Consider the following 25,910-nt stretch of genomic DNA (forward strand, 5'->3'; position numbering starts at 1 on the left):
TTTTCATAGTAGGAGGAAATCGCTTGAAAAAGAAGTTGCATCTATATGAGGGAGTATGTATCGTTTTATTACTTGCTGTATTTGGCATTGTTGCTTGGCGCGTACATGCGGGTGGCGTTACAGTGATGGATACATATGTCCGAGCATTAGTAAAAGGATTACAAACAGAAGGTTCGCTTACATTTTTCTCACACTATACAAAATTAGGTTCTGCTATCGGGATCGTAACTACGCTGGCTATAAGTTTACTTGTTTTTTGGAGAAAACGTTATTATGCTGCGATGATCGTGTATCCAATGGGCATTTTAATAACACATCTTGTTAATAAAGGGATAAAAGAAATTGTGAAAAGGGAGCGCCCATCGTTAAATGAAACGTTGGATGCGCTTGGGTATAGCTTCCCTAGTGGACATGCAATGTTATCTATTATGACATTCGGGTTTCTTACTTATATTATTGCGGCAAATTTGAAGAGTGTAACTGGAAAATATGTTATAACGATTTTGATGGGAATTGTAATTGTATCGATTGGATTAAGTAGAGTTATTTTAAATGTACATTATCCAACTGATATTTTAGCTGGTTATTGCGTAGGTGGTATTTTGTTAATTATGGCGATTTACTGCCATCGTTTACTTACCAAGAGATTGGGACTTAATAAAGAGAGATAAAAAACGTCTGGAAAAACTATCATTATAGTGTTTCCAGACGTTTTTTGTTTGTGCGAAGATGTGATACAGTATAAATGACAATTGAATTATTTAAAGTAGGTGAAAATGTGTGAAAACAAATGTACATAAAGTAGATAAGTGGGGGAAATTAGGAGCTTTTTTGTATCAGTTTCGTTATACAGTAATTGTAGCGTTAATATTGGTTGCGATCGCACTCGGTATTTTCGCTCCAAAGCTGCCGGGAGTATTAGGCGGTGATGGTTTCCAAACGGAAGGGGACTATCAAAAAACGAAAGAAATTTTAGATAAAGATTTTAAGAGGTCTCAAGACACACTTCTACTCGTTTTTGAAAAAAATAAGGGTGCTTCACATGAGGAATTTCAAAAGCAAGTAGAGGGAATTGTAAAGAATGTACAAGAGAAAGAGACATATGAATCTTTCCATCACCCAGTGCAAAATAAAGAAATGTTACAAGATGATATCGGCTATGCGACAATTTTATTTTCCGGGAAAACAAATAAAGAACGAATGGAAAAGACATTGCAATTTGCTGATAAAATCGAAAAAGAAAGCAATGCAGCACTAAAAGTAATACCAACAGGGTTTCCAAAAATTAATCAAGAGATTAATGAAAGAACGCAAAATGATTTAAAAGTAGCAGAGATGATTGGATTACCAATTGCATTTCTCGTATTACTATTTTCATTTGGTAGCCTTTTGGCATCTATTTTACCAATTGTAAATGGGGCACTTAGTGTTATTAGTACGATGGGCATATTATACTTTATAGGTAGCGATAAGGAACTTTCTATCTTTGTGTTAAATGTTGCACCGATGATTGGACTTGCGCTATCTATTGATTTTGCGCTATTATTTGTAAATCGCTTTCGAGAGGAAGTTGCAAAGCGAACGGTAAAAGAAGCGATAGCAATTACATATCAAACAGCAGGGCGCGCTATCGTATTTTCAGGATTATGTGTATTTGTTGGATTATCCGGCTTGTTTTTCTTTAAGATCGATTATATTCAGTCTGTCGCAATTAGCGGAATGATTGTTGTGATTATGAGTATTTTATTCTCACTCACACTTCTTCCAGCGCTATTATCATTAATTGGGAAACGAATATTAAAAAAGAATCAAGTAGCACATACGCCGGCAAAGGCGTGGCGTAAATTTGCGCAATTTGTAATGAAACATCCAATCGCAATGATTATTATTGTTACAACGTTTATTGTTATTTGCTTATTACCGTTACGTACAGCTAATTTGCAGTTCCCTGACGTAGAAGCTCTACCTAAACAAAGTGATACAAGAATTGCATATGAGAAGTACGAAGAGGCATTTAATAAAACTGCAAAAAAACATGCTGATGTTACGTTAGTGGTAGAGACGAAAAAAGATATGAAAGAAAAAGAAAGTTTACAAAAGATAGAAGAAGTCGTTCAAAAGTTAAAAGATGATAAGAAAGTATATGAAGTTAGAAGCTTATACGACGGGTTAACTCGTATGAAAGCAGATCAAGTTGCTGGAATGTTAGAGTCGCCAGAAGCGGCGAAACTAGCTCCTATATTTGAAGCGTATACGAAAGGAAATAAGACGACGATAGAAATCTTTTTGAAAACAAAACGACGTACTGAAACTGCTAAACAGTGGGTTCGTGATTTTAAACAAAATTATAAAGAAACAGATGTTACGTATTATTTAGGCGGGATGACGACGTTCCAACAAGAGTTAGAAGATGAAATTAAAGATAAAGTTGCAATTGGTATGTCTGTTATATTTGGATCGACCTTTGTTATATTATTATTTGCATTCCGATCTATACTCATTCCAATTAAGGCGATTATTATGAATATACTTAGTTTAAGCGCAACAATTGGAATTGTTGTTTGGTTATTTGAAGGTGGGCATTTTGGTTTAGAAGCGAGTCCTGTTCTATTTGTCTTACCAATCTTCATTTTCGGTCTCGTATTTGGGCTTAGTATGGATTATGAAGTTTTTCTTATTTCACGTATTCATGAGTTATATGAAGAAACAGGAGATAATGATCAAGCGACGTTAGAAGGACTTGTGTCAACAAGTAGGATCATTACATCAGCTGCGTTAATTATGATTGTTGTAACAGGTGCGTTCGCCTTTACTGATATTTTACCAGTACGGCAAATGGGGCTTGGTGTTGCATTAGCAATATTCCTTGATGCAACAATTATTCGTCTTATGCTTGTACCAAGTCTAATGAAACTGTTTGGAGATTGGAACTGGTGGTTACCATTTCGAAAGAAAAGAGAAAAATCATCGTAAAAAATACTCATCTTATAGATGAGTATTTTTTTATGAATAGCAAGGCCTACATTTTGCAAATAGTATGTGATAAGAACATTACATATAAGTAGGTGAAGGCAATGTTTCGTTATTTTAAGTTTAAGCTAAATGATACAGTACAGTTTGCAGAAAACGATGGGCATATGTATCGCATTGTCGGTTATCGATTAGAAAAAGGATTTTATCCAAAAGATGAATGGACTCATATCATTTACGAATTACTTAGAGATTTTGATGGGTATACGATGGATGCGGAAGAGGAGGAACTTGTAAAGGTCATTCAAGTAGAGGATGAGTATTACAAAATACAAGAAGTATCGGGCTATCGTTATCCAGTAAAAATGAAGCAAAAACAACAAGTGATGAAAGTAGAAAAAATTGATGACTTATTAGATACGTATAATGATTATAAAAGATTGGCGGATTTCTTTAAAGATTTATCGTATGAACAAAAAGCGGAAGAAGTATTGCAGGAAATGAAACGGCGTAGAGCGTGAGGAGGACAGTCTACTATAAGACTGTCCTCTATTTTTGACGGTGCATCAAATTGTGTTTTCCGTTACAATGAGAGAATCAATAGAAATAAGGTGATACAGTATGGAAACGAAGAAGAAGGGCGAATGGTGTGAAATTACTGTTCCAGCGAAATGGAATGGCATAAGTATTGATTCGTTATTAAAAATAGAATGGGAAATACCGAAAAAGTTGTTACATCAGCTTCGTATGGAAAAAGGTATTACCGTTAACGGAGAACAGAGAAGATGGAATGAGCTTTTAAAAGAAGGCGATAAGTTACAAGTACATATGTTTATGGAAGAAGAATACGATGTAGAGCCTGAATATGGTGAATTAGATGTAGTATATGAAGACGATCACGTACTCATCGTAAATAAGCCTGAGAAGATGGATACGCATCCTGCGGAAAAAGGTGGAACGGGAACACTTGCAAACCTTGTTGCCTTTCATTTTCAAATGCAAGGTTTAGAGACGAAGGTTCGTCATATTCATCGGTTAGATAAAGATACGACAGGTGGTGTCGTGTTTGCTAAGCATAGAATTGCTGGTGCAATTATGGATCGTTTATTAATGGAACGAAAAATTAAAAGAACATATGCGGCGCTTGTGGAAGGGAAAGTAAAAGGTAAGCAAGGAACAATTGACGCAGCTATTGGAAGAGATCGCCATCATGCGACGAGACGACGTGTTTCTCCAAAGGGAGATCAAGCCATCACATTTTATAAAGTAGAGAAGTATTTTAAAAACCAAAATGTTACGTTCGTAACGTTACAATTAGAAACGGGTAGAACCCATCAAATTCGTGTTCATATGAGCTATCATGGTAATCCATTAGTTGGGGATGTATTATATGGTGGACAAACGCAATATATGTCTGGGCAAGCATTACATGCGATGAAGATAAACTTCTTACATCCCATTACGAAAGAAGAGATCGAAGTGGATGTACCATTCCCTGCAAAATTAAATGATACAATGAAAGAATTTCAAAGAATGAATGCGTAAAGTGTAAGTTTAAATTTGAGAAAAGTAGATTCTTGCAGGAATTTCTCTAAAAGAAGCGAAGCCGTTAAGAGAAAAGAGAGGTGAGAATTGCTTGGTCAAATATAAATATATACTAGGAATATTTTTCGTTTGTCTTTTAGTTACTCTATGCCTCTATCCATATTTACCAAATGAGATGGCTGTACATTGGGATGAAAATGGTGGGCCGAACGATTTTATGAGCAAACAAGTTGTTATAGCATTTATTCCTTTTTTTCTTATTTTTTTACATGGATTGATGTATATTATTTCACATAATATATATAAGTTTAATGAAGGCGAGCATGTCATTATAAGTGGATTTCTAAAGACGATTACTTTATTTATGTTGTTTATCCATATGCTCATTCTCTTTATTAATTTTGGAAGTATGATATCCTTTCAAACAGGACTAACAATTGGGATTAGTATGTTTCTTTTTATGCTTAGTAAGTTGTTTAAACAAGTTCAGAGTACGGAAAAAGACCCAATCAAATTACAAAAGATCCGTTTAGTGAGTAGGCGGATTTTTCAAATAATGGCATGTAGTATATTATTTTCATTATTTTTGAACTTGAAGTGGGGGTTTTATGTATTACTTAGTGTAATAAGTAGTGGTTCTATTTTGTTCATGTTTTACATTTTATACTCATACATAATAGAAAGTTATGAAACATAAAAAAGAGTCTTCTCATTATGAGAAGACTCTTTTAATCTATTTACTTCGTAATAAATTGTTGTGTCCAGTAGTTGCCGCTTTCTACATAGCCAACACCGATGTGAGTGAAGCCGTTATTTAAGATGTTTGCACGGTGTCCAGCACTGTTCATCCAAGCTTGTACTACCTCTTCAGGTGTACGTTGGCCTTGAGCGATGTTTTCACCTGCAGATGTATAAGAAATACCAAATTTCTTCATCATGTCAAACGGAGACCCGTATGTAGGGCTGTTATGATCAAAGTAGTTATTCTTCTGCATATCTTCAGATTTAATACGTGCTACTTTGCTTAATTCAGTATCGATTTTTAGTGCTGGTAAGCCTTGTTTTGCACGTTCAGCGTTTGTTAATTCAACAACACGTTGTTCGAATTCGCTTAAAGATTTTGCTTCTTCAGCAGGTTTTTGTTCAGCAGGTTTTTGAGTATTGTTGTTTTCAGCAGGTTTTTGAGCTTCTGGTTTTTGAACTTCTTCAGCAGGCTTTTGTTCAACTGGTTTTTGCTCAGCAGGCTTTTGAGTTTCTGGCTTAGCTGTTGGTTGCTCAGTTACAACATTTTCAGTTGGTTGTTGACCAGGAATAATGCAATTTGGTTGGAAGTTTCCTTGTTGCCATTGTGCTAATGATTCCACGCCCATAGATTGTAAGAATGCTTGTAATTCTTGTTGGCTCATTTGCTTCATCATCACTTTTGAATGCTGAATATTTTGAACCTTTACGTTAGATGGTTGTACTGTTGCAGCTTGTGCATCTAGAGAAGATACTCCTAAAGTAAGAGCCGTTGCAGCAGCTACAGATAATAAAACACGCTTTTTCATGATGTGTGTCCCCCTATATAAAGTTTTAATTTGTTTTCACACGATTTGTTTTTGACAGCCTGTCTGACTGACAAATTCATCGTAGCATAGATTTTGTGAGAAAAAAGATGGAAAAAAATTCATAGACTTAAAATTTACCTAATTTATCCTAAGAGGGGAAAAGAGGAAAAATAAGAGAAACATAGAGTATAAAAGGAATTTTCAGCATTTTTATACTTCGTTTTAAGAGGGGTATTTTGGATGAATTTACCTAAACAGAAAATGAAGAATCCTATTGTATCAATGGTTTGAGAGTTTTTTTTAGGAATATACTGGATTGATTTTTACAAAACTGTAATGTATCTGTTGTTCTTTTTTATAATAAAGTAACATATTTTTAATATTGTAGCGGACAAAAAAGCGGCTATCTCTTTACATAGACGAAGGAGATAGCCGTTTTCCTATTATTACGTATGTTACGAGTTATTACGAGTTGGTTTCAATTGCTTCTAATAATAAATCTACAATGTGAATTCCTCTCATTTTATGAGAAATTCCTTCTCGTTCAATGCCTAATTTCATTTGTAGTAGACAACCTGGATTTGCAGTAACAATAGTTGCTGCTTCTGTTTCATGTACACGGTCCATTTTATAATCTAGAAATTCCATGGATAGTTCTGAATGAACAATATTGTAAATACCAGCAGAACCACAGCAGCGATCCGCATCTTTCATTTCACGATATGTTGCGCCTTGAATTGCTTCTAGTAACATACGAGGTTCTGAAGATGTTCGCATAACATTGCGTAAATGACAAGAGTCTTGATACGTAATAATTTGCGATGGAAGTCGTAAGTCATTTCGTTTATGGAAATCTAGTTCTACTAGAATAGCAGTAATATCTTTAATTTTAGAAACAAACTGCTTTGCGCGTTCAGCCCACTGTGGATCATCTTTTAAAAGATAATCGTAGTCTACGAGGTAAGCTCCGCAACCACCTGCATTCGTAATAATATAGTCGATATTTAAATCTTCGAATGCTTTTATATTTCGTTTCGCTAATTCTTTCGCTCCGCTCTTTTCACCAGCATGCCCATGTAATGCACCGCAGCAACTTTGTGTTTTCGGAATAACGATATCACAACCAGCTAACTGAAGAAGTTTCATCGTTGCGTTATTTGTTTCTAAAAACATCGTATCCATTAAACAGCCTGTGAAGAATGCAACTTGTTTCTTTTTTGTACTTTCAGCAGGTAAAAATGCAGGACGATCTTTCATTGCTTTCATTTTAGGGACTTTTGGTAAAACGAGATCCATTGTTGCAAGTGTTTCAGGGAATAACTTCATAATACCCATTTTATGTGTTAGCGTTTGTAAACCAGAACGTTGGTAAAATCCGATTAACCCTGTTAATGTTCTCATTCGATTTTGATGGGGGAAGAGCCCTTCAAAAACGACTTTACGAACGGCTCTCACTGGCACCGAGAACTTTTTGTTTTGATTTATAATATCACGAGCTTCTTCTAATAAATGTCCGTAATTTACACCTGATGGACAAACAGGTTCACAAGCACGGCAGCCGAGGCAAACATTCAATGTATTTTCAACATCTTCATCTGGTTCAATTAAACCGTCAACGACCGCTTTCATTAATGCAATACGTCCTCGTGGTGAATGTGATTCTTTATATCCAGATTGAATGTAAGTAGGACAAGTAGGTAAACAGAAACCGCATCGCATACAGTTTAGTAGTTCATCTTCACTTAATCTTTCTTTAAATTCTTTTTGAATGTTTTCTTTATTTAATGTTGTCATCGCTCAACCACCACTCTTTTGCGAGTGTCTTTCGCGAACATCTTGCCAGGGTTCATAATGTTATTTGGATCGAAGGCTTGTTTAATTCCTTGCATGGCAGCAATACCTTCTTTACCTAATTTCATTTCTAAATAAGGAGCTTTCATCGCACCAACACCATGTTCACCAGTAATTGTGCCACCAAGTTCAATTGCTTTCGCAAATATTTCAGCAAAAGCTTGTTCAGCTCGGTGCATTTCTTCTTCATTACGAGCATCTGTCATACAAGTTGGGTGTAGGTTGCCATCGCCAGCATGCCCAAACGTACAAATAGGAATATTATATTTTTTTGCAATCGCATTAATAGCTTCAACCATCGGAGCTATTTGTGAGCGTGGTACCGTTGCATCTTCTAATATTGTAGTAGGTTTTAATCTTGCAAGTGCTGATAGTGCACTACGGCGAGCTGTCCGAAGTGCATCTGCTTCCGCTTCATCTTTTGCAATGCGAACATCGACTGCATTCATGGAGCGGCAAACGTTAGCCATTTTTTCAATATCTCGATTGACAACTTCAGGTGGACCGTCTTGTTCGATTAATAAAATTGCTTTTACATCAGTTGGTAAACCGATTTGTGCAAACTCTTCTACTACTTCAATTGTCGGCTGGTCTAAAAACTCAAGTGTCGCTGGAATGATTTTATTTGCAATAATAGAAGAAACAGCACGTGCAGCTTCATTAATATCTTCATATAGTGCAAGCATCGTTTTCTTCGTTTCAGGCATAGGAACAAGTTTTAATATTGCTTCTGTTACGACGCCAAGTGTTCCTTCAGAACCGATAAATAAACGAGTTAAATCGTAACCAGCTACATCTTTTGCTAATTTACCGCCAGTACGAATAATATCGCCATTTGGTAAGACAAGTTCAAGACCCATCACATAATCACGTGTTACGCCATATTTTAATCCGCGTAATCCACCTGAGTTTTCATTAATGTTACCGCCGATTGTAGAAATTTTCATCGAGCTTGGATCTGGTGGATAAAATAAACCTTTTTCTTCTACCGCTTTAATAATATCAAGTGTAATTACACCAGCTTGTACAGTAATTGTTAAATTCTCTTCATCAATTTCTAAAATGTTATTCATATGGCGGAAGATAAGGACGATACCGCCTTCAAGTGGACATGTCCCCGCGCAAAGGTTTGTTCCAGAACCACGAACATATACAGGGATTTTGTGAGTGTTACATATTTTTAACACTTCAGCTACTTCATTTGTATTACGAGGAGCAATGACTGCATCAGGCATTGCTTGGAAGTTTGGAGTGGCATCATAACTATACGTTAAACGCCCCATATTGGATGTATCTACATTATCTTCGCCAACAATGGATACGAATGAATGAATAATTTGCTTTTCTAACATTGGAAATCCCCCTCAAACTGTTAACGTAGTTGATCATAATAAAAAACGTTGTAACAGTGCTTTCATTATAATGATAAAAAAGTTGGGGGATTCTTTCTATATATAATCATCTAAAGATTAATCTTTTTTATCATTCTTTTTTGTGTGATTATCTAATAAGAGGAGCGAGAAGTATAAAATGTTTAAGTCTTTGAATTGTTTCGGGTCAAGTCCTGTATGCTCCTCAATCTTTTTAAGTCTGTAATGCAATGTGTTAATGTGTATATGTAATTGTTCAGCTGTTTGTTTATAGGATTGGTTATAATCAATAAATAAGCGTAAAGTGTGCATAAGCTCAGGAGATGATAGTAAGTTTTCGATAGTACGCCTTAGAAACTGTTCCCGCGTTTCAGCAGAAATATCTTGTAAGCACATTTCTAAACGTAAATCTTCATTAAATACAATTTTTTTCGTTTCAAGTGATACGGAAAGAGCTTGTAATGCTTGTTCGTACGATAAGTTCATATTGCTTGGTGTAACGGATTGTCCAATCCCAATATATAAAGGAATAGAAAACAAAGTTTCACAGTCTTGCTTTAATCTTTTTAAGAATTGATACGTTTGCTCTTTGGAGTTTGTGGCTGTAAATAAAATGAATCGATCATTTCCCCAACGAACAAATAGATGCTCCTTTGTTAATAGATTGCGTACGTGTTGCCAAATCTTACGCTGAAGCATCGTGTCATTTTGATCGATAGAGAACAAAATAAGTTGTTTCTTCTTATATAAATCAATACCAAGTGTTTTTGCGCGATCGAGAAAGCTTGGAGACCAGTCTGTATTTTGAAGCCAATCAAAGACAAATGCTTCATAAGAACGGTGTTCAAGTTCTAGTTGTTCTAAAAAGTAGTTTTCGTGAATGAGTAGTTCGGTCATTTTACGTAATATTTCTCCGTATTGCGAAATGTTTTCAGGTTCGCCTGTAATTCCAATGACACCAATTACTTCGTCATGAAATAGTAAGGGGAGGTTCATACCCGCCTTTACGCCTTGCAAACGTCGTTCATCTGCTTTTGTAATAATGACAGTTTTCTTTTGTTTCGCGCATCGGAGTGCACCTTCATGAAATTGGCCGATTCTTTCTACATCTGTACTTGCGATAATAACGCCTTGTATATTAATGATAATGATATTTTCTTTAATTAATCTGCGTACTTCTCGTACAATTTTATTCGCTAAATCAGGAAAAAGCATAATTTGCACACCTCAAATTCTATTTGTTGTACATTATATATGTAAATGCAGTAAGAAAGGAAAATTTCACACTTTCCACACATTTATTTGTTATTTTACAATTATAACGAAATCATCCGAAGATGGAGGGAATCTTTTGAGAAAGTATGTTTTTCTTCTCTGTTTTTTATTTCTATTAGTAGGGTGTCAAGGAAGTTCATATACACCGATTGCTAAAGATAAAAGTGTTATTATAACAACGAATATAAAAGAAGGTAGTATTAGTTTTGTTGATGAAAAAACTAAAAAGTTAATTACGACATGGGAACTTAATGAACCAATGGCAGGAGTTGCACTACTTCCAAACGGTGAGGACATACTTGTATATGGCAAGCAGTTAGAGTACATGTATGTATATTCACTAGCAGAAGGAAGGCAAGTGGACAAATATAAAACGGGAAAAGGCATTGTAAATGTGATTGTATCCGAGGATAAAAAACAATTATTTGCTGCCGATCAAACTGCCCAAAAGGTAAGGTTCTTTACGATAAAAGGGAAAGAGACAGGGAGTGTATCAACAGGAAAAGGACCAATTACGATGGTAGAGCACGATAACCAGTTATCTGTATTAAACTTTTATGATACGAAGCTAACGACCATTGATACAAAGAAAAAAGAAGTGATACAATCCTTTATGATTCCCCCAGCATCAACGGGAGCGACAATTAGCCCGGATGGGAAAGAAATATGGATTGGCGGACATGGTGATGGAAATCAAGTCAATGAAAAAGTATTAGTGTATTCATTGCAGAGCGGAGAAATGGTACGTTCTTTACATGCTCCGTTTATGCCTGTGAATATAACGAAGGATAATAAGAATGTATATGCATTAAGTCACGGTTCGAATACGCTTAGAAAGTTTGATGTTAGTACGTATAAAGAGGTGGCTTCTGTAGAAGTAGGATCGAATCCATTTGCATTTTTGAAGAGCGGAGCAGAAGGATACGTAGCAAGCTATGATAGTGATGAAGTGTGTGTCATGGATATGAAGAGCTTGAAAATAAAACAAACAATTAAAGTCGGAAAAGGGCCGTTTCAACTCATAGAGAGGGAAGGGAAGGACAATGAGTAAATATAGGGTGCTAGTTGTAGATGATGAAAGTGATATGAGGCAGCTTGTTGGAATGTACTTAGATAATTTCGGATACGAGTGGGGAGAAGCTGAAAATGGAAAAGAGGCTCTAAAAAAATTAGAGACTGATCATTATGATTTCGTTGTATTAGATATTATGATGCCAGAGATGGATGGACTTTCAGTTTGTAAAGAAATTAGAAAAACGTCGGATGTACCAATTATATTTTTAACAGCAAAAGGTGAAGAGTGGAATAGGGTGAACGGCTTGCGTATGGGAGCAGATGATTATATTGTAAAGCCTTTTAGTCCTGGAGAACTAATTGCTCGTATGGAAGCTGTGCTAAGACGTTATACAAAGCAAGAGCAACAAGAAGAGATTCAGTTTGGACCGATACTTATTAATGAAAAAAGTAGGAAGATTGAGGCTGATGGTGAGCCGATTTCTCTTACAGTAAAAGAGTTTGATTTACTCTATTTTCTTTGCCAACATACGGGACAAGTATTTAGCCGGGAACAGTTGCTGGAAAAGGTATGGGGATATGATTATGCCGGAAGTACAAGAACAGTAGATACGCACGTAAAAACGATGCGTTTGAAGCTTGGAGAAAGTGGAAACTACATTCAAACGGTATGGGGTGTAGGCTATAAATTTGAGGTGTAACGTATGTTTACGATGGTACAGAAGCTTTGGCTTACAGTAGTATGTGCAGTATGTGTAACAGTTTCCTTTCTTTATTTTGTATCTTTATACTCGTATGAAAAACTATACGTTGATAATTTAAAAGATTCATTAGTAATGGAAGGGAAGCGTCTTGCTGCGCAATATGATAAGCGTGAAGGAATAGCGGCTTTTGAAGAGAAAGTAAGAGCATTTGATCAAATATCTAGTTCAGACGTTCTTTTCGTATCTAACCCGCGTGATTTAAGCGCATGTTTACCTTTTGATGTGCATCATCATTCCCTTATAAGTGAAGGGGACAGGCAAGCATTATTAGATGGGAGAACTGTGACAAAGATAGGGTATGAGGAACATTTTGACCGTAATATTATGGGGGTTGTCATTCCTGTTTTAGAAAATAAAAAATTAGTTGGTATTGTATATTCTTATATTCCTTTAAAAAGTATAAAAGACTTAATATATGATATGGGCCTTATTTTAGCACCGTTAGCACTTGCTATGACTTTATTGACAATATGGATTGGTAGAAAGATTATTATTGCTATTACGAGACCGCTTTCGCAAATGGAACGAGTTGCCAATCATTTGGCTACGGGAGATTTCTCAGAACGGATTACAATTTCTTCCGAAGATGAAATTGGACGATTAGGAAAAGCATTTAATAAAATGGCAAATTCTTTAGAGACAGAAGACGTAAAGCGTAAGGAATTTTTAGCTAACGTTTCGCATGAACTAAGAACACCGCTTAGTTATATAAAAGGATATAGTGAAGCTATTTTAGATGGTGTAGCGAAGGGACCACAGCAGGAAAAAGTAACACAGCTCATTCATAAAGAAGCGGGTCGTATGCAGCGTCTCGTTCATGATTTATTAGATTTAGCACAATTAGAAGGTGAACATTTTCCGTTAAAGAAACAACCTATCGTTTTTTCACAACTGATTGAAGATGTGTTAGATACGTATGAGATTAAGTTTATAGAAAAGAAAATTCGTATTTCAACAAATTTAAATCCAGAAATCATTGTAATGATTGATGAGGATCGCATGCAACAAGTGCTTCATAACGTGTTAGATAATGCGATACGGTATACAAATCAAAATGGGGATATTGTGATAACACTCAGGCAGATAGATGATTACTGTGAATTAAACATAAAAGATACAGGAATCGGTATTGAAACAGAACATTTAGAAAATCTTGGTGAACGTTTTTACCGCGTTGATAAAGCGAGAAGTCGTCAACATGGGGGAACAGGTTTAGGCCTTGCCATTGTCAGACAAATTGTTCATATACATGATGGACAGTGGCGAATTGAAAGTGAAAAAGGGCATGGAACGACGGTTAGTTTTAAATTGAAAATACAAGTTGAAGAAAGCATGTTCTAACGTGAAGGACATGTTTTTCTTCATGAGTGCAATGAATAGAGGAATAAATATAAATTAATATCAAATAAATATTAAAAATTTGACGATTTTATGAACAAAACATTTGTACTTCTTACCAATTCGTTCTAAAATAGTTATGATGCAAAGTTCTTATAAATCGTTTCAATTGTTGTTTGGAAGATACTGAGGTGATTTAACTGGAGTACAAATCTATTAAACCGAAAAAGATTTACGAAGAAGTATCTGAAGCTATTTTAACAATGATTAAAAATGGTACGTTAAAACCTGGTGACAAACTACTTCCTGTACATCAATTAGCTGAGCAGTTTCAAGTTGGTAGATCTGCTGTTCGTGAAGCGCTAAGTGCGCTAAGAGCAATGGGCTTAATTGAGATGAAACAAGGAGAAGGTACATATGTGAAGAATTTCGATTCTTCTTCATTAACAAAATCATTAAACAATAAATTATTAATGAAGAAAGAAGATATTTTAAACTTATTAGAAGTACGAAAGGTGCTTGAAGTGGGGGCAGTTCGAGCAGCTGCGGCAAAACGTACGGAAGATAATTTGCAAAATATGAAGCATTGGTTAGATGAAATGGCAAAGAGCATTGGAGATGAAAAGGCTGGCGAAAAAGCAGATTTTCAGTTCCATATGGGAATTGCGGAGTCTTCGCATAACAACATTTTGATTGAACTCATGAATCACGTTTCAGAGATGATTGCTGAAACGATTGGTGAATCAAGACGCATTATTTTATATGGTGAACAAACAACATCAGAACGACTTATAGAAGAGCATCAAGTTATATATGATGCAGTGTTAAAGCAAGATGTAGAATTAGCGCAGCAAGCAATGCTAGATCATTTAACAAATGTAGAACATATTGTCACAGGTAAAACGATATAAATTCGTAATTTAATCTTTTAAAAATCAAATTTTTTGATAAAATAGAGAAAGATTAAGTAAGCGTTTTCTTTAGAAGAGGGAGAGGATAGGCCATGGTTGAGCCTACTTCTTCTTTTCTTAGTCATCTGATGACCATACGTTTGTTGGTGGAGTTGTAAAAAGGGGGAGTAATAATTATGAAAGTTACTTTATTTGTTACTTGTTTAGTCGATATGTTTGAAACAAACGTCGGCAAAGCAACAGTTGAAGTGTTGGAGCGTTTAGGTTGTGAAATTGAATTTCCAGAAGCACAAGTTTGTTGTGGTCAGCCTGCTTATAATAGCGGCCATGTAGAAGCAGCAAAAGAAGCGATGAAACATATGATTGAAACTTTCGAAGATGCAGAATATATCGTTACACCATCTGGTTCTTGTGCGACAATGTTTCATGAGTATCCGCATGTTTTTAAAGATGATCCGAAGTGGGCTAAACGTGCACAAAAGGTTGCTGATAAAACATATGAATTTACACAATTTATTGTAGATGTTTTAAAAGTGACAGATGTTGGTGCAAGCTTACCAGGGATAGCTACTATTCATAAATCTTGTCATATGACACGCCTGCTTGGAGTAAAAGAGGCACCAGGAATTTTATTATCAAACGTAAAAGGATTAATTGTGAGAGAACTGCCAAACGAACAAAATTGTTGTGGGTTTGGGGGAACGTTTTCAGTGAAGATGACTCCAATTTCTGAGCAAATGGTAGATGAGAAGGTAGATAGTGCAATGGAAACAGGTGCTGATTATTTAATCGGTGCAGATTGTGGGTGTTTGTTAAACATTGGCGGACGTATTGAGCGTTTAGGAAAAGAAATAAAAGTAATGCATATTGCTGAGGTACTAAATAGTCGCTCATGAAGGGGGAACATAAGCTATGTCTATGAAAATCAGTGAGAAAAAATTTAATGATCGCGTTGGCGATGGAATTCAAGATTCTTTTATGCGCGGAGCAGTATCTTCTGCGCAAACGCGCTTATATACGAATCGCTTAAAAGCAGCGGAAGAATTAGGAAACTGGGAAGAGTGGCGTGAACTAGGTGAACAAATTCGCCAACATACGTTAGAAAATCTTGATTATTACTTAATGCAGTTAAGTGAAAATGTATCAAAAAGAGGCGGACATGTGTACTTTGCAAAAACGAAAGAGGAAGCAGCAAAGTATATTCAAGACGTTGCAAAAAAGAAACAAGCGAAGAAAGTTGTAAAATCAAAATCAATGGTAACTGAAGAAATTAGTATGAATCATGCCCTTGAAGAGATTGGTTGTGAAGTGTTAGAAAGTGACTTAGGAGAGTATATCTTGCAAGTAGATAACGATCCACCTTCACATATTATTGCGCCCGCACTTCATAAAAACAGAACGCAAATTCGTGATGTATTTAAAGAAAAGCTTGGCTATGAAAATTCTGATGATCCATATGAAATGACAAAGTTTGTTCGTAAACAACTTCGTGAGAAATTTATGGATGCAGAAATTGGTGTGACAGGTTGTAACTTTGCAGTTGCAAATACTGGCTCTCTTTGTTTAGTAACGAACGAAGGTAATGCCGATCTTGTTATGTCGATTCCGAAAACTCAAATTGCAGTAATGGGTATGGAACGTATGGTTCCGACAATGGAAGAATTAGATGTTTTAGTTGGTTTACTATGTCGTAGTGCAGTAGGGCAAAAATTAACAAGTTATGTAACTGTAGCGGGACCAATCCAAGAAGAGGAAGTAGATGGACCAGAAGAATTCCACTTAGTTGTTGTTGATAATGGCCGCTCTCAAATTCTTGGGTCTGAATTCCGCTCAGTATTGCAATGTATTCGTTGTGCTGCTTGTGTTAACGTATGTCCTGTATATCGTCACGTTGGTGGACATTCGTATGGTTCTATATACTCAGGACCAATCGGTGCGGTATTAACACCACTTTTAGGTGGATACGATGATTACAAAGAGCTTCCATATGCCTCTAGTTTATGCGGAGCGTGTACAGAAGCTTGTCCAGTAAAAATACCATTGCATGATTTATTATTAAAACATCGTCAAGTAATTGTTGAGCAAGAAGGACGTGCACCACTTGCAGAAAAATTAGCAATGAAAATGTTTAGTATGGGTGCATCTTCAGCAGCTTTATATAAAATGGGATCAAAAATGGCGCCAGCAGCAATGAGTCCATTTACATCGGGCAACCGTGTATCAAAAGGTGTTGGGCCACTTAAAAACTGGACAGATATTCGTGAATTCCCGGCTCCAAGTAAAGAACGATTCCGTGATTGGTATAAAGATCATAAGAAAGGCGGGGACAAATAATGACAGGATTAATTCAAAACCGTGAGTCCTTTCTAGATAATATTGCAAAAGAACTTGGACGTGAGCGGAAAACGGAAGGCGTAAAGCGTCCAGCATGGAAAAGTAATGTGAATGTAGAAACGCTAAAAGATTATTCAAAAGAAGAATTGTTAGAAGTATTTAAAAATCAATGTACAAACATTCATACAACTGTAGTGGAAACGACAAACGACCGTTTACGTGAAGATATTCAAAAAGTAATCGTGGAAAACGGCGGGGGACCTATTATGTTATCGGCAGACGAACGTTTTGATTCTTATGGATTGACTTCTTTATTTAAAGAAGAGCTTCCAAAGCAAAATGTTGAAGTGAATGTATGGGATCCTGAGAAAAAAGAAGAGAATATGCGTATCGCAGAAAGAGCGAATATTGGAATCGCATTTAGTGATTATACTTTAGCTGAATCTGGTACGATTGTTGTACAAAGTCATAAAGGCCAAGGTCGTTCTTTACACTTTTTACCGACTGTATACTTTGCTATTATTCCACGTGAAACACTTGTGCCTCGTATTACACAAGCAGTTCAGGATATGAACACACGTGTAGAAAATGGCGAGGCAGTAGCATCTTGTATTAACTTTATTACAGGACCTAGTAACTCGGCAGATATTGAAATGAATCTTGTTGTCGGAGTACACGGACCATTAAAAGCAGTATATTTCATCGTATAAAAGAGGGGAAAGCAGGCCAGAAAATGGCCTGCTTTTTTAATAGAATAGAAATAATATGAAGTAGAAGTTCTCTCCTTTTTTTGCTATGTTCTTCTGGAAAGGAGAGGAAGGGATGTTCACTTATTTATATGCATTGTTAGTGGGGATGGTGTTTGGTTCTTTTTTTATGTTAATTGCGATGAGAGTGCCGCTAGGTGAGTCTATCATTACCCCGCGTTCACATTGTCATTATTGTAAGTATGTGCTAAAGCCAAAAGAATTGATTCCAATCATTTCTTTTTGTATACAAGGAGGACGTTGTACGAATTGTAAGAGGAAAATTTCAATTTTGTACGTAGTATTTGAACTTGTAACAGGAATGATATTTCTTCTTACTGTATATATGATTGGGGTGGAACGAGAGCTTATCATCATTTTATCGCTTTTTTCGCTACTTCTTATTATTTCAGTTACAGATTACATATATATGTTAATCCCCAATCGTATTTTAGTTTGGTTTGCCTGTTTACTCATTTTAGAATGTGTTTTTGTGCCGTTAGTGACTTGGACAGATAGTATAGTTGGTAGTGGCGTTATATTCATTTTGTTATATTGCATGCAAAAGATATATCCAGAAGGGCTTGGTGGAGGAGATATAAAATTACTTTCGTTACTTGGATTTATAGTAGGACTGAAAGGGATTTTTATGATTTTATTTTTAGCATCTTGCTTTAGTCTTTGTTTCTTTGGAGTTGGTATAGTATTAAAACGTATGAAAATGAGGAGCCAAATTCCGTTCGGTCCTTTTATCAGCCTTGGGGCAATATGTTACATGTTGTCCACGTATACAAAATAGAGAGAGGATAGAACATGAATGTATATATGGATGATCAAAGAAGTTGTCCGTACGGGTATGTGCCCGCCACTACAGTAGAATGTGCCTTGCAAATGGTTCGGGATTATGATGTGAATATTCTTTCCCTTGATTTTAATATGGGATGTGGGAAAAGAAATGGATTAGATTTTGTAGAGGCTTTTTGTAAAGAGGGTTTATATGTAAATGAAATTCACCTTCATACGAATGATGTCATCGGTATGCACAAGATGAAACAGAGAATTAATAAGGGAAAGGAAGAAGGCGAAATTAATCCGCACCTTGTTGTTAAATATGTGGGGAGCTAAAAACTCCAAAGTAAAACTTTGGAGTTTTTAATGTTTCATATGTGCTTGTAACGGAATGATTTCTTCTTGTTGAGCCGCTACTAATTCAGTTTCTTCTTGTTTCACGTCAGGTACTTTCTTTGTTAAGTAATGGTATACCATGCCGACAAAGACGGACCCGCCAATAATGTTACCGATTGTAACTGGAATTAAGTTATGAATAGCACCTGCAAAAGAAATTGTCTCCGGATGCGGTGAAACTAAAGATAGAGCAAACAGTGATAAGTTTGCAATGCTATGCTCGTAACCGGATAAGAAGAATGTGAAAACGAGTAGCATCATCATCATAATTTTTGCTGTATCACCTTTCACTTGAGAAGGTAAGAAACACGCAAGACATACAAGCCAGTTACATAAAATTGCTTTAAAGAATAATTGTATTGTAGGTGTATTCATTTTTCCTTCTACTACTTTATTCATGAAATGGCCGTGATCAATTGCTTCGAAAATTCCAGTTGCATAAAATAGTAAGGCAAAGAATAAAGCTCCAGCTAAATTCCCTGCATAACAAGCGACCCAGTTACGAAGTGTATCAGAAATCGTTGTTTCTTTTCTTAAAGTTGCTACAGTGAAGTACATTGTGTTTCCAGTAAACAATTCAGCACCGCCATATATAATAAGTACGAGGGCAATTCCGAAAAACATAGAAGCAGCTAAATAAGTTGCCGGTGAATCTGCAATGTGAAAAAAGTTACCTAATTTAAAACATAGTACAATAATAAAACCGATATAAATACCCGCAAGTGCGGCACGAATGAAATATTGCATCGGGTTTGTATCTAGCATTTGTTTTTTGCTCTTAGCCAGTTTGACAACATAATCTATTCCTTGCTCTAGCATGAGTAATATGCTCCTTTAGTACATCATCTATAAATACTCCTTATATGAATAAAGTACATGGAATTGTTCTCAGTTTCAATAAGTTTGTGCAATGCTTCACAAAAAGGACATACATACATTTAGAAAACGCTTACAAATGGTAGTATAATAGAATTTTTTCTGGACATTGAGGGGGGAAGGGAAAAAGAAAAAGCGCTGTAATTACAGCGCTTTTTCGTCTAAATTCTTTTCTACTTTTACTTCTACTTCTTTCGAGAAGAACCAACCGCTAACTGCGATTCCGACTAATACAATCCAGAATGTAAGCTTCCATAGTGTAGATTCTGGGAATGAATGCGGAATTACATTTAATGCAGGGTGTGCTAATGTATAAACTGCTAGTTTCACACCAACCCAACCTACAATTAAGAATGCTGCAGTTTCAAGTCCTGGTTTACGTTTTAAGATTTGTACGAAAGCAGTTGCTGCAAATCTCATAATGATTAACCCGATAAGTCCACCTACAAAGATAACAACGAATTGCCCAGTATCAAGACTACCAATTGTACCTAACCCTGTTTTTGGTAAAGTCATTGCTAATGCAACTGCAGCTAAAATTGAATCAACTGCGAAGGCGATATCAGCAACCTCAACTTTAAATACAGTCCACCAAAAGTTCTCTTGTTTTTTCTTTGCTTCTTTTTCTTCTGTTTCTTCATCCGTATTCTTTTTAACATACGTTTTAAATAAGTGATTACCAGCGATAAACATAAGGTAAATGGCACCGATTGCTTGCACTTGCCATACGTCGACTAGGAACGAAATCATAAATAACGATCCGAAACGGAAAACAAATGCCCCCGCTAATCCGTAAAATAGTGCCTTCTTTCGTTTTTCTTCTGGTAAATGTTTTACCATAATTGCAAGAACGAGAGCGTTATCAGCCGCTAAAATCCCCTCTAGTGCAATTAGGATGAGTAATACCCAACCATACTCCAATAATAATGATACATCCATGTACATTCTCCTCTCATTTCTATAAGTACTAAATAAGTGAAGAATTTCCCCACTATTTAGTTTCCCCATACTCCTGCCTATTAACTTTGGAAGAATTTGGAAATTAATACAAAAAAGACCTCTGCCGTTAATAGGCAAAGGTCTTGCTAGACATATGTAATGAAAATGCCAACAAAGCCGGAAGAACTAAGTTCTACGTAATGACGACTTTGTTTCCAAGAAATATTCTTGGACGCTACTCCCCTTTGGAGATATGCTATTGTACTCTCATTATATGGATAATGTATACGGTTGTCAACCTGTTAAAATATCTTCATTCGGATATTTTATTTTTCGGTTCTTTTTACGTGCAAATGAAAAAGCCAATGTTAAAGGTCCCATTTTCCCAAAAAACATCATAAAGATGATAATAGCTTTTCCGATCATAGTTAAGTGTGGTGTGAAATTCATACTGAGACCGACAGTCCCAAATGCTGAAAATACTTCGAAAGCACTCATCAATAGAGGAACTCGCTCAGTAATACTTAAAATTAAAATAGCAAAAAAGATAAATGAAAAGGAAATAATAGTGATGGTTAATGCTTTGACAATGAGAGTATCTTTAATAGATTTTTTAAACACGACAATATCATCTTGTTCTTGTAAAAATTTAAATACCCCAAAAAACATGATTAAAAATGTTGTTAACTTAATTCCACCACCGGTTGAAGCACTTCCAGCGCCAATAAACATAAGGAGCATCATTAATAGTAGGGAAGGCTTTGATAATGCAGAAATATCAACTGTATTAAACCCGGCAGTACGAGTTGAAATCGCCTGGAAATAAGCGGCCATTCCTTCTTCAAATGGGGTAAATCCTCTCATAGAAAGGGAATTGTGGAACTCGAATATAAAAATAAAAACAGTCGCAATAATATTGACGATTAGAGTAGAAGAGAGCATAAGTTTTGAGTGTAATGTAAGGTTTTTAAAATTTTTCTTTCTTTTTATATCCACGATTACTGTAAAACCAATCCCACCTAAAATAATGAGGGAGGAGATAACGAGATTGACAAGAATGCTATGAGAATGGGACATTAAATTATCGCTCCACACAGAAAAACCAGCATTGTTAAAAGCAGAGATCGAATGAAAAAAGCTATAATAGATCCCTTTAGCAATCCCGTATTTTGGTACCCATTCAGAAGAAAGAATCAAAGTAGCGATACATTCGACTGTAAAAGAGAATAAAAATAATGCTTTGGCAAGACGAATGACGCCACCAATGTTCGTTTGGTTTAACGCTTGTTGCAGTAAAATTCGGTTTTGAAGACCAATTTTTCTGCCGAGCATAATTGCAATTAAAACGGCAAAGCTCATAATGCCAAGTCCCCCTACTTGTATAAGCGTTAAAATGACACACTGTCCAAACAAAGTAAATACTTTTCCGGTGTCTACAACACCAAGCCCAGTAACAGTACAAGCAGAAACTGTTGTAAATAAAGCGTCGATCCATGAAATAGAAGTTGTTGTAGCAATTGGTAGTTTTAATAAGCATGTACCGATAATTGATAACGTAATAAAAGACAAAGTAAGAACACGGGGAGGACTCATGCTAATATTAATCCGTTTCATGTCACATATCGTTCCTTTCAGTTTGCTCTTACTAGTATGTGAAAAAGCACGATTATGTATGTTAAAAATAGAAAGAGGCAGAGAATATCTGCCTCTAAGCCATAGGTTATTGTATTATCCACGTAATTGTTGTTGAGCTAAAGCGACTAGTCGTTTCGTTACTTCACCGCCAACTGAACCGTTTGAACGAGATGCTGTATTAGAACCTAAGCTAACACCGAATTCTTGTGCGATTTCATATTTAAATTGTTCAAGTGCTTGTTCTGCACCTGGAACTAGTAATTTGTTTGTTTTTACCATGTTGATACACATCCTTATAAGTAGTCCAGTTCAGCTAAATACTTATCTAAACTGGTAACGTTATTTTATGTGGAAACGACGTACTCATACACGGAAGTAATCGGTGTGATTAGAAGTTATTGGATAGAAAAAAGAGTAGCAAATTTGCTACTCTTTTTTCAGTATTGTCGCTGTACCTTCCACGACAATATCCCCGGATTGATTATATATGTTTGTTTGCAACGTAATGATTTTTTTATCGTCTCGTTTTTTAATGACTTCTGCCACAACGCGAAGTGTATCACCGATTTTGACAGGAGCACGGAATGAAACGTTTTGAGATAAATAAATCGTGTTTTTGCCAGGGAGTTTCGTTCCAAGAATCGTCGAAATGAAACTGGAAACGAGCATGCCATGAGCAATACGTTCTTTAAACATTGTCGTTTTTGCAAAAGAATCTAAAATATGAATAGGATTCACATCTCCAGTTAATTTTGCAAAATTAATAACGTCCTCATCCGTAATAGTTTTTGTAAGGGATGCTTGATCACCGACTTGAATCTCATCATAATGAAGCTCCGGAACAGTTTGTGCTTCTTGAAATGGATTCATTTTGGCCTCCTTCTTTTCCATATCGAAAAATGCTAGCCATCTTGATGTAGTAGGAGGAAGAAAGAGTTTTGTTTGTGCTGCAGTTAGCTCCCACATTTTTCTTACTTGATGGAAGTAAATAAATTTTTTGAGTTTTCCTCGAACTGCTTTGCGAGTTCTAGTTGTTTGGACTTGAACTCTCCCAAAAAAACTTCTAACTGTTTTTGAACCTCTTCACGTTGTAATTGTTGTTGTTCAATAAATTGTTTTGTTGTTTCTTCAAATTGACCGCTAGTTTGAGTAAGAATAGACAAAGATGTTTTCGTAGGAGAAACAGTCAGTTGGTGCATTTGATTAGAAAGTTCATTCCATTTCCCTTGCCACTCGTTAATTTGATCATTTAAGGAGTTTCCAGTTAATTGCTTCACGTAATCTGTATATTGGTTATTGAACTGAGCAGTGAATTGTTGTAGTTCTTTTTCTAGTTCATCTACTCCTGATGTTAATTTATGCAAAGCGTCTTGTTGTTGTTTTAACGTTTCTAAAGTAAGTTGCTCTAATTGTTTCCCCGCTGAAGAGAAGAGGGAAAGAGATTGAGACCAGTTTTTCCAAAATGCATCGACTAATTCGTATGGCTTAGTTTCCATTGTTTGACCTCCAAATGTTTTTTTGCATATTGTGAACGCAGATTACTCTGCTGTACCACCAGGTGAAGATGAAGAATCCTTTTCATCCTTTTCTGGAGAAGTAGAAAACGGAAAGAATGCATTGGTGTATAACGTAAAAAACGTCCGCAACATATTTTGATAATGTTCAAAAGAAGTTGCACATGTTGTTAAATATTGCTCTCCATATTCTGTTAAAGAATAAATTCGTTTCGCTGGCCCGCCTTCGCTTGTATCCCAAGTAGAAGAAATAAGGTTTTCTTTTTCTAATTTGCGTAGTGTTCTATACACATTACCTTGGTCAACAGAAGAAAAGCCGATGTCCATTAGCATTTGAATGAGTTTGTAACCATGAAGACTCCAGTCTTTTAGACAGAGAAGTAAGAAAGGAACTAAGAAGTTTTTTGGCATGGAGTTTGGTTGTTTCGCTTGGTTTTTTTCAAAACTTTCTGGGTGTTCTGGTTCATTATGTAGCATGATTGTGCATCACCTCATGAATCAGTTAGATGGAATTTTTTTGCTTATAAGTGCAATTTACACCTATCTGTTTTTAATGTCAACACATTTATTGGAAAATAAAGAAAAATAAAATATAGACTTGAAGTTTTATTCAGAATATTAGAAAATAGTGAATAGGTTGAATTGTTTCAAAAACGAAAAAGGGAGTGTAGGCGAAGTGATTGATCAAAAATTCGATCCATTGCAAGCATGGAAAAATGCTTATGAACAAACCGAAACATTTTGGGGAAAAGCGCTCAATGAAACAATTAAAACAGAAGAATATTCTGCTTGGATGGGCAGCGTTCTAGATTTAAATTTGTTTTATCAAAAAGCATTAAATGATACGACAAAAAATTATTTAGAACAGGTGAATGTGCCGACGAGAGAGGATATCGCTAGAGTAGCTACGCTTGTTATCAATTTAGAAAATAAAGTTGATAACATTGAGGAAATTCTAGAAGAGAAAGTGGATTCATTAGGACAAGCTCCTACATTAAAGCGTGATGTTACGAAAGTAAAACAAGATATTCGCACGCTAGAAACGAAAGTTGATCAAATTTTAGAGTTACTAGAAAAGCAAAATGCAGTACTAGCGAAACTACAAGTACCTGCAAAAGAAGAAATAAAACCTGCGAATAAGCCGGAAAATAAAAAATGATAATAGCGTTTGTTTATAACGTGTAAAAGGGAAAGGGAGAATCTCTTTTTCATGTATAAACAACGAAACATAATTAATATATGGACTCTAGTAATATGAGTACCAAAATGATTCATAACAATCGTTCACAAATTCATTTAAGGGGGAAAAGAAATGGTTCAATTAAATGGCAAAGTAGCAATCGTAACAGGTGGGGCAAAAGGAATTGGAAAAGCAATTACAGTAGCATTAGCACAAGAGGGAGCAAAAGTAGTTATTAACTATAACAGCAGTAAAGAAGCAGCTGAAAACTTAGTAAATGAATTAGGAAAAGAAGGACATGACGTTTATGCAGTTCAAGCGGATGTTTCGAAAGTAGAAGATGCAAACAGACTTGTAGAAGAAGCTGTGAATCATTTTGGTAAAGTTGATATTCTTGTTAATAATGCTGGTATTACAAGAGATCGTACATTCAAAAAATTAAATCGTGAAGATTGGGAGCGCGTAATTGACGTGAACTTGAGCAGTGTATTTAATACAACAAGCGCGGTACTTCCATACATATCGGAAGCAGAAGAAGGAAGAATCATTAGTATTTCTTCTATTATTGGCCAAGCTGGTGGATTTGGACAAACAAACTACTCTGCAGCAAAAGCAGGTATGTTAGGATTTACAAAATCATTAGCATTAGAGCTTGCAAAAACAAATGTAACTGTAAACGCAATTTGCCCAGGATTTATTGATACTGAAATGGTAGCAGAAGTACCAGAAGAAGTACGTCAAAAAATTGTTGCGAAAATCCCGAAAAAACGTTTTGGTCAAGCTGATGAAATTGCAAAAGGTGTAGTATACCTATGCCGTGACGGTGCATATATCACAGGTCAGCAATTAAACATTAACGGCGGATTATACATGTAATGAAGTAAGAAAAAAGTGCATATCCATAGCAGGAATG

Annotated in this window: 26 protein-coding genes, 1 pseudogene and 1 riboswitch; of the genes and pseudogenes, 16 read left to right on the forward strand and 11 right to left on the reverse strand. The window is 35.8% G+C overall.

What is annotated here, in order from left to right; all coding sequences use genetic code 11:
- Positions 1-23: 23 nt before the first annotated feature.
- From QCI41_RS24835 to QCI41_RS24855, 5 genes are all read left to right on the forward strand, one after another.
- The gene (locus QCI41_RS24835) at positions 24-671 is read left to right on the forward strand and encodes a phosphatase PAP2 family protein (protein ID WP_353836407.1); all 648 of its coding nucleotides are present in this window, start codon (positions 24-26) and stop codon (positions 669-671) included.
- A 109-nt stretch (positions 672-780) separates the two neighbouring features.
- Positions 781-2,973, forward strand: a complete 2,193-nt coding sequence (locus QCI41_RS24840) for an MMPL family transporter (RefSeq protein ID WP_353836406.1) — start codon at positions 781-783, stop codon at positions 2,971-2,973.
- Positions 2,974-3,074: 101 nt separating this feature from the next.
- Positions 3,075-3,491, forward strand: coding sequence for a hypothetical protein (locus tag QCI41_RS24845; protein WP_000490295.1), 417 nt, complete (start codon positions 3,075-3,077; stop codon positions 3,489-3,491).
- A 100-nt stretch (positions 3,492-3,591) separates the two neighbouring features.
- Positions 3,592-4,515 carry an RluA family pseudouridine synthase gene (locus QCI41_RS24850; RefSeq protein WP_353836405.1) on the forward strand — a complete coding sequence of 308 codons (924 nt, stop codon included), beginning with the start codon at positions 3,592-3,594 and terminating at the stop codon, positions 4,513-4,515.
- A gap of 91 nt (positions 4,516-4,606) precedes the next feature.
- A complete protein-coding gene (locus tag QCI41_RS24855) occupies positions 4,607-5,212 on the forward strand; it encodes a DUF1648 domain-containing protein (RefSeq protein WP_000241834.1) in 606 nt (201 codons plus the stop codon).
- A 40-nt stretch (positions 5,213-5,252) separates the two neighbouring features.
- Here QCI41_RS24855 and QCI41_RS24860 read toward each other — a convergent pair whose 3' ends face one another.
- From QCI41_RS24860 to QCI41_RS24875, 4 genes are all read right to left on the reverse strand, one after another.
- Complete coding sequence (locus tag QCI41_RS24860; RefSeq protein WP_353836404.1) at positions 5,253-6,065, reverse strand: CAP domain-containing protein; 813 nt, start codon at positions 6,063-6,065, stop codon at positions 5,253-5,255.
- Between the two features lie 465 nt (positions 6,066-6,530).
- Entirely contained in the window at positions 6,531-7,859 is a 1,329-nt protein-coding gene (locus QCI41_RS24865; protein ID WP_046958241.1) for a (Fe-S)-binding protein, read from the reverse strand.
- Positions 7,856-9,268: a glycolate oxidase subunit GlcD gene (gene glcD / locus QCI41_RS24870; RefSeq protein WP_046957068.1), complete on the reverse strand. Its 1,413-nt coding sequence runs from the start codon at positions 9,266-9,268 to the stop codon at positions 7,856-7,858. The genes QCI41_RS24865 and glcD overlap by 4 nt, the downstream gene beginning before the upstream one ends.
- Before the next feature lie 117 nt (positions 9,269-9,385).
- Complete coding sequence (locus QCI41_RS24875) at positions 9,386-10,501, reverse strand: CdaR family transcriptional regulator (protein ID WP_046958239.1); 1,116 nt, start codon at positions 10,499-10,501, stop codon at positions 9,386-9,388.
- Between the two features lie 136 nt (positions 10,502-10,637).
- Here QCI41_RS24875 and QCI41_RS24880 point away from each other — a divergent pair, with 136 nt between their 5' ends.
- The 9 genes and pseudogenes from QCI41_RS24880 (at position 10,638) to QCI41_RS24920 (ending at position 18,793) form a co-directional block, all read left to right on the forward strand.
- Positions 10,638-11,612: a YncE family protein gene (locus QCI41_RS24880; RefSeq protein WP_001234162.1), complete on the forward strand. Its 975-nt coding sequence runs from the start codon at positions 10,638-10,640 to the stop codon at positions 11,610-11,612.
- Complete coding sequence (locus tag QCI41_RS24885) at positions 11,605-12,276, forward strand: response regulator transcription factor (protein WP_000049878.1); 672 nt, start codon at positions 11,605-11,607, stop codon at positions 12,274-12,276. The genes QCI41_RS24880 and QCI41_RS24885 overlap by 8 nt, the downstream gene beginning before the upstream one ends.
- A gap of 3 nt (positions 12,277-12,279) precedes the next feature.
- Complete coding sequence (locus QCI41_RS24890; protein WP_353836403.1) at positions 12,280-13,680, forward strand: sensor histidine kinase; 1,401 nt, start codon at positions 12,280-12,282, stop codon at positions 13,678-13,680.
- A gap of 260 nt (positions 13,681-13,940) precedes the next feature.
- Positions 13,941-14,596, forward strand: a pseudogene (locus QCI41_RS24895) (FadR/GntR family transcriptional regulator).
- Between the two features lie 168 nt (positions 14,597-14,764).
- On the forward strand, positions 14,765-15,484 hold the full coding sequence (locus tag QCI41_RS24900) for a (Fe-S)-binding protein (protein WP_353836402.1): 720 nt from the start codon (positions 14,765-14,767) through the stop codon (positions 15,482-15,484).
- Positions 15,485-15,500: 16 nt separating this feature from the next.
- Positions 15,501-16,922: a LutB/LldF family L-lactate oxidation iron-sulfur protein gene (locus QCI41_RS24905; protein WP_000061936.1), complete on the forward strand. Its 1,422-nt coding sequence runs from the start codon at positions 15,501-15,503 to the stop codon at positions 16,920-16,922.
- Positions 16,922-17,632, forward strand: a complete 711-nt coding sequence (locus tag QCI41_RS24910) for a LutC/YkgG family protein (protein WP_000147203.1) — start codon at positions 16,922-16,924, stop codon at positions 17,630-17,632. Before QCI41_RS24905 ends, QCI41_RS24910 begins: the two co-directional genes overlap by 1 nt.
- Positions 17,633-17,744: 112 nt before the next feature.
- Positions 17,745-18,467, forward strand: a complete 723-nt coding sequence (locus QCI41_RS24915; RefSeq protein ID WP_353836401.1) for a prepilin peptidase — start codon at positions 17,745-17,747, stop codon at positions 18,465-18,467.
- A 14-nt stretch (positions 18,468-18,481) separates the two neighbouring features.
- The gene (locus QCI41_RS24920; protein WP_001103786.1) at positions 18,482-18,793 is read left to right on the forward strand and encodes a cyclic-phosphate processing receiver domain-containing protein; all 312 of its coding nucleotides are present in this window, start codon (positions 18,482-18,484) and stop codon (positions 18,791-18,793) included.
- A gap of 27 nt (positions 18,794-18,820) precedes the next feature.
- On the opposite strand, the gene QCI41_RS24925 is transcribed toward QCI41_RS24920, so the two are convergent.
- The 7 genes from QCI41_RS24925 to phaQ all read right to left on the reverse strand — a co-directional run bounded on the left by QCI41_RS24925 (position 18,821) and on the right by phaQ (position 24,294).
- Positions 18,821-19,672 carry a formate/nitrite transporter family protein gene (locus QCI41_RS24925; protein WP_000893016.1) on the reverse strand — a complete coding sequence of 284 codons (852 nt, stop codon included), beginning with the start codon at positions 19,670-19,672 and terminating at the stop codon, positions 18,821-18,823.
- Positions 19,673-19,873: 201 nt separating this feature from the next.
- On the reverse strand, positions 19,874-20,668 hold the full coding sequence (locus tag QCI41_RS24930) for a TerC family protein (protein ID WP_353836400.1): 795 nt from the start codon (positions 20,666-20,668) through the stop codon (positions 19,874-19,876).
- 90 nt (positions 20,669-20,758) lie between these two features.
- Positions 20,759-20,924, reverse strand: a riboswitch (yybP-ykoY riboswitch).
- 38 nt (positions 20,925-20,962) lie between these two features.
- On the reverse strand, positions 20,963-22,282 hold the full coding sequence (locus tag QCI41_RS24935) for a TrkH family potassium uptake protein (RefSeq protein ID WP_353836399.1): 1,320 nt from the start codon (positions 22,280-22,282) through the stop codon (positions 20,963-20,965).
- 114 nt (positions 22,283-22,396) lie between these two features.
- A complete protein-coding gene (locus tag QCI41_RS24940; RefSeq protein WP_000241212.1) occupies positions 22,397-22,582 on the reverse strand; it encodes an alpha/beta-type small acid-soluble spore protein in 186 nt (61 codons plus the stop codon).
- 147 nt (positions 22,583-22,729) lie between these two features.
- On the reverse strand, positions 22,730-23,173 hold the full coding sequence (locus tag QCI41_RS24945; RefSeq protein WP_353836398.1) for a MaoC family dehydratase: 444 nt from the start codon (positions 23,171-23,173) through the stop codon (positions 22,730-22,732).
- 101 nt (positions 23,174-23,274) lie between these two features.
- The gene (gene phaP / locus QCI41_RS24950; RefSeq protein ID WP_000448583.1) at positions 23,275-23,799 is read right to left on the reverse strand and encodes a polyhydroxyalkanoic acid inclusion protein PhaP; all 525 of its coding nucleotides are present in this window, start codon (positions 23,797-23,799) and stop codon (positions 23,275-23,277) included.
- Between the two features lie 42 nt (positions 23,800-23,841).
- The gene (gene phaQ, locus QCI41_RS24955; RefSeq protein ID WP_353836397.1) at positions 23,842-24,294 is read right to left on the reverse strand and encodes a poly-beta-hydroxybutyrate-responsive repressor; all 453 of its coding nucleotides are present in this window, start codon (positions 24,292-24,294) and stop codon (positions 23,842-23,844) included.
- 199 nt (positions 24,295-24,493) lie between these two features.
- Here phaQ and phaR point away from each other — a divergent pair, with 199 nt between their 5' ends.
- Positions 24,494-24,976, forward strand: coding sequence for a polyhydroxyalkanoic acid synthase subunit PhaR (phaR, locus tag QCI41_RS24960; protein WP_353836396.1), 483 nt, complete (start codon positions 24,494-24,496; stop codon positions 24,974-24,976).
- 153 nt (positions 24,977-25,129) lie between these two features.
- A complete protein-coding gene (locus tag QCI41_RS24965) occupies positions 25,130-25,873 on the forward strand; it encodes an acetoacetyl-CoA reductase (protein WP_000250411.1) in 744 nt (247 codons plus the stop codon).
- Positions 25,874-25,910 lie beyond the last annotated feature (37 nt).

It is taken from the genome of Bacillus cereus group sp. MG4, from assembly GCF_040460055.1.
Taxonomy (GTDB): Bacteria; Bacillota; Bacilli; order Bacillales; family Bacillaceae_G; genus Bacillus_A; species Bacillus_A wiedmannii.

Bases quoted from the DNA above. Each gene is read 5' to 3' on its own strand.
- QCI41_RS24845 (WP_000490295.1), top strand. From the start codon at position 3,075: ATGTTTCGTTATTTTAAGTTTAAGCTAAATGATACAGTACAGTTTGCA.
- QCI41_RS24850 (WP_353836405.1), top strand. From the start codon at position 3,592: ATGGAAACGAAGAAGAAGGGCGAATGGTGTGAAATTACTGTTCCAGCG.
- QCI41_RS24860 (WP_353836404.1), bottom strand. From the start codon at position 6,065: ATGAAAAAGCGTGTTTTATTATCTGTAGCTGCTGCAACGGCTCTTACT.
- QCI41_RS24865 (WP_046958241.1), bottom strand. From the start codon at position 7,859: ATGACAACATTAAATAAAGAAAACATTCAAAAAGAATTTAAAGAAAGA.
- glcD (WP_046957068.1), bottom strand. From the start codon at position 9,268: ATGTTAGAAAAGCAAATTATTCATTCATTCGTATCCATTGTTGGCGAA.
- QCI41_RS24875 (WP_046958239.1), bottom strand. From the start codon at position 10,501: ATGCTTTTTCCTGATTTAGCGAATAAAATTGTACGAGAAGTACGCAGA.
- QCI41_RS24885 (WP_000049878.1), top strand. From the start codon at position 11,605: ATGAGTAAATATAGGGTGCTAGTTGTAGATGATGAAAGTGATATGAGG.
- QCI41_RS24890 (WP_353836403.1), top strand. From the start codon at position 12,280: ATGTTTACGATGGTACAGAAGCTTTGGCTTACAGTAGTATGTGCAGTA.
- QCI41_RS24900 (WP_353836402.1), top strand. From the start codon at position 14,765: ATGAAAGTTACTTTATTTGTTACTTGTTTAGTCGATATGTTTGAAACA.
- QCI41_RS24905 (WP_000061936.1), top strand. From the start codon at position 15,501: ATGTCTATGAAAATCAGTGAGAAAAAATTTAATGATCGCGTTGGCGAT.
- QCI41_RS24910 (WP_000147203.1), top strand. From the start codon at position 16,922: ATGACAGGATTAATTCAAAACCGTGAGTCCTTTCTAGATAATATTGCA.
- QCI41_RS24915 (WP_353836401.1), top strand. From the start codon at position 17,745: ATGTTCACTTATTTATATGCATTGTTAGTGGGGATGGTGTTTGGTTCT.
- QCI41_RS24920 (WP_001103786.1), top strand. From the start codon at position 18,482: ATGAATGTATATATGGATGATCAAAGAAGTTGTCCGTACGGGTATGTG.
- QCI41_RS24925 (WP_000893016.1), bottom strand. From the start codon at position 19,672: ATGCTAGAGCAAGGAATAGATTATGTTGTCAAACTGGCTAAGAGCAAA.
- QCI41_RS24930 (WP_353836400.1), bottom strand. From the start codon at position 20,668: ATGGATGTATCATTATTATTGGAGTATGGTTGGGTATTACTCATCCTA.
- QCI41_RS24935 (WP_353836399.1), bottom strand. From the start codon at position 22,282: ATGAAACGGATTAATATTAGCATGAGTCCTCCCCGTGTTCTTACTTTG.
- QCI41_RS24940 (WP_000241212.1), bottom strand. From the start codon at position 22,582: ATGGTAAAAACAAACAAATTACTAGTTCCAGGTGCAGAACAAGCACTT.
- QCI41_RS24945 (WP_353836398.1), bottom strand. From the start codon at position 23,173: ATGAATCCATTTCAAGAAGCACAAACTGTTCCGGAGCTTCATTATGAT.
- phaP (WP_000448583.1), bottom strand. From the start codon at position 23,799: ATGGAAACTAAGCCATACGAATTAGTCGATGCATTTTGGAAAAACTGG.
- phaQ (WP_353836397.1), bottom strand. From the start codon at position 24,294: ATGCTACATAATGAACCAGAACACCCAGAAAGTTTTGAAAAAAACCAA.
- QCI41_RS24965 (WP_000250411.1), top strand. From the start codon at position 25,130: ATGGTTCAATTAAATGGCAAAGTAGCAATCGTAACAGGTGGGGCAAAA.